This is a genomic window from bacterium, assembly GCA_021158245.1.
Lineage (GTDB): Bacteria > Zhuqueibacterota > QNDG01 > QNDG01 > QNDG01 > QNDG01.
Genome location: JAGGVB010000203.1, coordinates 1 through 6,780 on the forward strand (window position 1 = coordinate 1; position 6,780 = coordinate 6,780).

The 6,780-nt window shown below is 36.2% G+C and carries 7 protein-coding genes; all 7 read left to right on the forward strand.

Annotated elements, in window-relative coordinates; genetic code table 11:
- On the forward strand, window positions 1-1,572 hold a 1,572-nt coding region (gene alaS, locus J7K93_12425; protein MCD6117815.1), incomplete at its 5' end, for an alanine--tRNA ligase.
- Between the two features lie 50 nt (window positions 1,573-1,622).
- A complete protein-coding gene (locus tag J7K93_12430) occupies window positions 1,623-2,858 on the forward strand; it encodes a hypothetical protein (protein MCD6117816.1) in 1,236 nt (411 codons plus the stop codon).
- Window position 2,859: 1 nt separating this feature from the next.
- A complete protein-coding gene (locus tag J7K93_12435; GenBank protein MCD6117817.1) occupies window positions 2,860-3,840 on the forward strand; it encodes a hypothetical protein in 981 nt (326 codons plus the stop codon).
- Window positions 3,837-4,823: a site-specific DNA-methyltransferase gene (locus J7K93_12440; GenBank protein MCD6117818.1), complete on the forward strand. Its 987-nt coding sequence runs from the start codon at window positions 3,837-3,839 to the stop codon at window positions 4,821-4,823. The genes J7K93_12435 and J7K93_12440 overlap by 4 nt, the downstream gene beginning before the upstream one ends.
- A gap of 73 nt (window positions 4,824-4,896) precedes the next feature.
- Window positions 4,897-5,658, forward strand: coding sequence for a geranylgeranylglyceryl/heptaprenylglyceryl phosphate synthase (locus J7K93_12445; protein MCD6117819.1), 762 nt, complete (start codon window positions 4,897-4,899; stop codon window positions 5,656-5,658).
- The gene (locus tag J7K93_12450; protein ID MCD6117820.1) at window positions 5,655-6,431 is read left to right on the forward strand and encodes a hypothetical protein; all 777 of its coding nucleotides are present in this window, start codon (window positions 5,655-5,657) and stop codon (window positions 6,429-6,431) included. Before J7K93_12445 ends, J7K93_12450 begins: the two co-directional genes overlap by 4 nt.
- A 4-nt stretch (window positions 6,432-6,435) precedes the next feature.
- Window positions 6,436-6,780 (forward strand): SIS domain-containing protein (locus J7K93_12455; protein ID MCD6117821.1); only part of this gene is annotated, 345 nt, incomplete at its 3' end.

A 6,780-nucleotide genomic window follows, 5' to 3' on the forward strand; every position in this document is an offset into this window, starting at 1 on the left:
GAGCATACAACACTGGTTATAAAATCGGAAGAAGAGAGGTTTAATGACGTGCTTGACAGAGGCCTTGAAATTTTTGATGATATATCACAGGCTGTTCTCAACTCAGGCAAAAAGATTATTCCAGGTAAAGATGTTTTTAAACTCTACGATACTTACGGATTCCCGGTTGATCTTACAAAAATAATTGCAGAAGAGAAAAATCTTGATATAGATGAAGAAGGTTTTGAAAAGGAGCTCCAGGCACAGAGGGAGAGAGCCAGAAGTGCCGCTTCCTTTGGAAAAGGGCAGAACTTAGAGTGGCAGCAGATTACAGAGGGAAAAGATTCCGAATTTACCGGATACGAAGAGACAGAATCGGATGCAGTTATACGAAAAATCAACCAGGAAGAAAATTCAATAATTCTTCTTCTTGACCGCACACCGTTTTATGCAGAATCAGGCGGACAGACAGGAGACAGGGGAATAATTGAGGGTGAGGACTTTTCCATCAGGATAACAGATACTCAAAAGAGCGGCGGCCAGATTCTCCACATAGGAAAATTCATTAAGGGAAGCAGCATAACAAATCCCGATGTCCGTGCAAAAATAGATAAAGAGATGCGTGACGCAACTGCAAGGAACCATACTGCAACTCATCTTCTGCACAGAGCATTAAAGAACGTTCTTGGGGAGCATGTAAATCAGGCAGGGTCTCTTGTAACACCTGATCACCTCCGTTTTGATTTTACCCATTACAATGCGATGACTGATTTGGAGGTAAATGAAGTTGAAAAGCAGGTAAACAGGCAGGTTATGAATGACCTTGCAGTATCCTTTGCTGTAAAATCCTATGACGAAGCAAAGGCAGACGGTGCGGTTGCCCTGTTCGGAGAGAAATACGGAGACCGGGTCAGAGTCGTAAAAGTGGATAACTATTCAATGGAGCTGTGCGGCGGGACTCATATTGACAGAACCGGAAGAATAGGATATTTCAGGATTGTAAAAGAAGAGGCTGTTGCAGCAGGAGTAAGAAGAATAGAAGCTGTAACAGGATCTGCAGCAGACGAGCTTCTGCGTGAAGAGAAAAATACAATCAAAAAGATTGAATCTCTCTTAAAATGCAGTCAGCCGGAGATTGAATCCCGAATTTTAAACCTCATAGAAGAGAGAAAAAATCTTGAGCGAAGAATTAAAAGAATGCAGTACTCTTCAGCGTCGTCGGTTCTGGAAAATATAGTTAAAGATGCTGTAAATGCGGGTTCCGTACCTGTTGCATTCGGAAGGGTTGATGCTGAAACAGGTGACGAACTCCGGACAATGGGTGATAAACTTCGCGATATGTTAAAATCAGGAGTTGGGGTTCTGGGAAGTATAAAAGACGGCAAAATAACTTTTGTATGCGTTGTAACTGATGACCTTATAAAATCGAAAGGATTAAATGCCGGCCTGATTATTAAAGAGGTTGCTGCAATTACAGGCGGAGGGGGCGGAGGAAGGCCCCATCTTGCAACTGCAGGCGGCAGGGATCCTGAAAAACTGGAAGAAGCCCTTAAGGCTGCTCCTGAAATTGTGAAGAAGATGACAGAGAGTTAATTTTTTTTGCAGATATTTGTAATGCTAAGGGAATTAAGGAGAAAAATTTTATGAGTAAGTTTTATCAAATATCTACACCTACACAGGAGTTGTTCGGAAATAAAGTTGAGTTATTGCCGTCAGTGACAGAACTATTTGAGCTTGAATTAGCTTATTTAGAATACAAAACACTTAATTCACATGAGTATCTTGAAAGAACTGCTTATACCAAAACTTTTGAAGGAAAAGAGAGTCTGCATTTTTTAAGGTATTCCGAAATACCTGAAGAAGTAAGTAAAAACAGAACTTCAACAGCAAACTCTTATTTTAAAAACGGATTATTTTCAACAGGCTATGCGACGCATAGTTTGTTCCCATATCGGGGAAAGTTTCATCCTCAATTGGTAAAGGGATTAATAAATATTTTGGGAATCAAGAAAGGCGAAACAATCCTTGACCCGATGACTGGAAGCGGAACGACAAATATCGAAGCTGCATTAATGGGGATTCACTCATACGCTATAGACGTTAGTCCGTTTTGCAGATTTATGGTGAAGACCAAATATGATGCATTAAAAATTAACCTTGATATTTTTAATGAAATAGAATTAGACGAAGATAAATTATTTGATTTTTTTTCACAAAGAAACATAATTAACAAGATTGAAAAGATTGATATTGATAAAAGGAAGATATACGAATTATCGCTTCTTGCATATCTTGATGCATTGGGATATTCAAAAAGAGTAGTTCGCTCTAATCACAGACAACTTTTCAGTAAAGTATTGAAAAGATATATTGAAACGGTTAAAGGGCTTTTGTCAAACCGATATTTTAATAACGATGGATTGGGGAATGTTACTATCTTAGAAAAATCAGATGCCTTAAATATAGAATTACCCGATAAATCAATTGATGGGATAATTACATCACCTCCATATTCATTTGCAATTGATTATATTGAAAATGATAAAGACCAGTTAGAATATCTTGGCTATGATACGGAAAAATTAAAGAGTAAATTGATTGGATTAAAAGGAAAAACAAAATCAGAAAAGCTTGAGAATTATTTTAATGATATTGATAAATTTTTAAGTGAAGCATCAAGAGTTCTCAAAAAGAATAAATATCTTGTTGTTATAATTGGCTCAAATACAAATCAAACAGGTGGAATAAGACTTGAACAAAGTGTTATTAATTCAGCGCAGAAATATAATATGAGTTTGGTGAAAAGCATATTAAAGCCAATTAAAGGTATGCGTAACACGATGAAAGAAGAATATGTTCTGATTTTTGAAAGAAAATAAAATGAAAAAAACGACTGAAGATAAATTTCAAACCGTAATACAGAAAAATACTTTTTATTTTTTCAATCCTAAATTTGAAGAAGATTATGAAGGGTATGTGAATTCTTTAAAAGAAACACTCTTAAATGTAAAAAATAAGATCGAAACCGAAGGACTTAAAAAAGAAATATTTGAAGATTTAATTTCTGAAAAAGAAAACGGCTTAAAAGCTTTATTAGCATTAACTGGGTTTTCGAATGAGTATTTAAAACGCCTTACTACAATAATCAGGATTGTTGATATACCTGAATTAAATAATCTTGTTTACAAAGAAAAATGGTATAATAAGGCTAATCCGGATAATATTCAGGAGTGGTCAGACAGTAAAATTATTAATCTAATTAAGCAAAACGAATATTTTAGAAAAGGAATCATTAATATATTTTTTGAAGGTGCTTCAGTTACGTTTCTTGCCGATACAATTCCTTTGTTTGAATTGAAAAAATTAAGTATTTCAAAGTTGAAGTTTGAAATGTCCGAAATGATTGATACTTTAATAAGATACAAAGAAAAGGGTAGTTATTCCGGTAAAAGAAGAAATAATCCTGAAACAGTTGTTGAAGGAATATTAAAAAATCTTGGCATTTCTTGGGAAACAGGTGATTTGACAGAACTTATTGACAATGCTCCTGACAACAAAAGAACAATGGATTTTATTATTCCAAATAAAAAAAATCCTATTATTATAGCAGAAAGTTCATTTCTTGCTACGACATCGTCGGGACAAGGCGATAAATCAAAAACAGAAATATCAATTGATACTTTGATAAAAGAACATTATCCCAATGCTACATTTATCGGTTTTGTTGATGGAATAGGTTGGTATGTTCGCAAGGGTGATTTAAAAAGAATGGTAACAGCTTATGAAGATGTATTTACTTTTCATAAAGATGAATTGAAAAGATTTGAAGGATTGTTAATTGAAAAGGTAGTAAAGAAATGAGTAAAATAGAAAAATATAATAATAAGATAATACAAGGTGATTGTTTAGATTTATTCAAAGATATTCCTGATGATTCTGTGGATATGACATTTGCCGACCCACCGTTTAATTTAAAAAAGAAATATACAAGTTATACTGATAGTCTTGAATTTAGGGAATATCTTAATTGGTGTGAACAGTGGATCTTTGAAATGGTAAGAGTTACAAAACCAACAGGTTCGATTTTTTTGCACAATATTCCTAAATGGTTAACTTATTATGCTGCTTTTTTAAATAAATTTGCTTATTTCAAACATTGGATTTCGTGGGACGCACCAACAGCACCTATGGGAAAATCATTGCAACCGGCTCATTACGGTATTTTGTTTTACGGGAAAAAAGAAAAAGAAACAAAAATTTACGAACTTCGTTATCCACACAAAAGAGACAGAAAACAGGGCTTTTTACTTAAAGATTACGGAGGGAAAAAAGATAAATTACATCCTTTCGGGCCTTTAGTTTCTGATGTCTGGACTGATATTCACAGAATAAAGCATAATAAAAAAAGAGATCCGCATCCTTGTCAATTGCCCATTCATTTATTGGACAGGCTTATATTGCTTTCAACTGATGAAGCCGATATTGTTTTAGATCCGTTTTCGGGAACAGGAACAACTGCTATTTCTGCAAAAAGATTAGGACGAAATTACATCGGCTTTGAATTGGATGATGAGTATGTTGATATTTCAAGAAGAAAGCTGAACCATGTAGAACCCAATTTCAGATTAGGAGAAAGTTGGGTGAGTTTTTATTTGGGGAATGTAGTAACAATAAGAAATGTTGATTGGGATAATTTGAAAAAATATTTTATTATTCCTGATCCAGTGAGAAAAATTGATTATGAAGGGGCGAAAATTATTGATAAATTATTAATTCCGAAAGATGAAGAAACGGCATCACATCTGAATATTTGTAAAACTGAAAGAATAAAGAAAGTAAGTTAAATATTTTTTGTACAATTAAGATAAAAAAGATAAATAAGGCAGAGTAAAAAACTATTTTATACAAGGTAGAACTATGTCGTCTGTTTTAGATATTTTAATAAAAGGTATAAAAAAGCACGGAGCAGGATATGTTGTGCTTATCGACCCTGAATCGGGAAGCAGGGAAAAACTTATTAATACTGCTCAAAAATCATGCGAATCAGGAGCTGACGTTATTTTTATCGGAGGGAGCCTTGTTTCAGCAGGCCAGCTGGATTTACTGATTTCAGAAATAAAACAAAGGGTTGACATTCCTGTAGTGCTCTTCCCGGGAGGGGCGTACCAGATTTCAAAAGAAGCGGATGCTATACTTTTTATGAGCCTGATAAGCGGGAGGAATCCTCAGTTCCTGATTGGAGAACAGGTATATTCAGCGCCGATTATTAAAAAAACAGGATTGGAAACAATCCCCACAGGTTATATGCTGATTGAATCGGGAAAGATAACTTCAGTAGAGTTCATGAGCAATACAAAACCCATACCCTCTGATAAGCCTGATATTGCAGCGGCTCATGCACTTGCAGCACAGTTTCTGGGAATGAAAATGATCTATCTTGAAGCTGGAAGCGGCGCATTAAAGCCTGTACCGGATAAAGTAGTCTCCAATGTTTGTAAATCTGTTTCTATACCGGTTATTGTAGGCGGCGGAATACGTGATCCGAAGCAGGCAGAAACAAAAGTTAAGATGGGCGCATCGTTTATTGTTACTGGAACAGTAATTGAAGATAATGGAACAAACATGATAAAAGAATTTGCAGATGCTGTTCATTCTGCTGGAAAAGAGTTGATTAAATGATAGATATTCATACACACCTGCTTCCCGGAGTTGATGACGGGCCGGGGAATTTTAACGAATCTCTTGAGATCCTGAGGGGCGGTGTCCTGGAAGGGATTCACGGGGTTGTGTGTACTTCTCATGTACTTGAGAATCTTACTCCTGAGCTGGAAAAGAAATACATAGAGAAATTTCTGAAATTAAAAGAACTCGCTGCAAAGGAGGGCCTCGGCATATCTCTGTGGCTTGCATCTGAAATAATGAGCACGGCAAATTTTGATTTTCATTCTCCTATTGCCACATTTAACAATAACGGCAAATACCTTTTAATAGAGTTCCCCATGGCGCATATGCCTTCTGATGTTGGAGAGATATTTTTTAACCTGAATCTTGAAGGAGTTCACCCGATTCTTGCACATCCTGAAAGAAATGCTGTTATTATGCAGAAGCCTCAGGTTGTTTATGAATTTATAAACAGGGGAGTATTAATGCAGATAAATTCCGGGAGTATTGCAGGCGCTTTCGGCAGAAGGCCGAGAGAAACTGCAATGCTCATGCTGGAGCACAATCTTGTCCATTTTGTTGCAAGTGACTGCCACAACCCTGCATCCAGGCCCATGAGCCTGAAAAAGAGTTTTTCAATTATTAATGATAAATTCGGCAAAGAGAGAGCTGAAAATCTTTTTATGAAAAATCCTGCTAAAGCAGTTGCAGGCGAAGAAATTGATATCGGGGATCCTCAACCTGTTAAAAGTAGGCAGGGAGGCTTTCTGTCACTATTCCGCAAGAGGTGAATCTATGAATAATTTGCATATAGAAATACAAGATCAGTTTAAAAAAAGTGCAGAGGTTAAGCTCAGAACTGCTGAAACTCAGTGGCAGAATATTGAAAAAGCGATCAATCTGATTGTAAAATCCATTGAGGAGGGGGGCAAAGTTCTTGTGTGCGGAAACGGCGGAAGTGCTGCTGACAGCCAGCACATTGCTGCGGAATTTATCGGCCGTTTTCTTATAAACAGAAAGGCTCTTCCTGCAATTGCACTTACAACTGATACGTCAATTTTGACTGCTGTTGCAAATGATTTCAGTTATGATCAGGTTTTTACACGTCAGGTTGAAGCTCTCGGGAAAACAGGAGATGTA

What these genes read in the sequence shown, in the direction of transcription:
- J7K93_12430 (MCD6117816.1), top strand. Translation starts at nt 1,623, where the DNA reads ATGAGTAAGTTTTATCAAATATCTACACCTACACAGGAGTTGTTCGGA.
- J7K93_12435 (MCD6117817.1), top strand. Translation starts at nt 2,860, where the DNA reads ATGAAAAAAACGACTGAAGATAAATTTCAAACCGTAATACAGAAAAAT.
- J7K93_12440 (MCD6117818.1), top strand. Translation starts at nt 3,837, where the DNA reads ATGAGTAAAATAGAAAAATATAATAATAAGATAATACAAGGTGATTGT.
- J7K93_12445 (MCD6117819.1), top strand. Translation starts at nt 4,897, where the DNA reads ATGTCGTCTGTTTTAGATATTTTAATAAAAGGTATAAAAAAGCACGGA.
- J7K93_12450 (MCD6117820.1), top strand. Translation starts at nt 5,655, where the DNA reads ATGATAGATATTCATACACACCTGCTTCCCGGAGTTGATGACGGGCCG.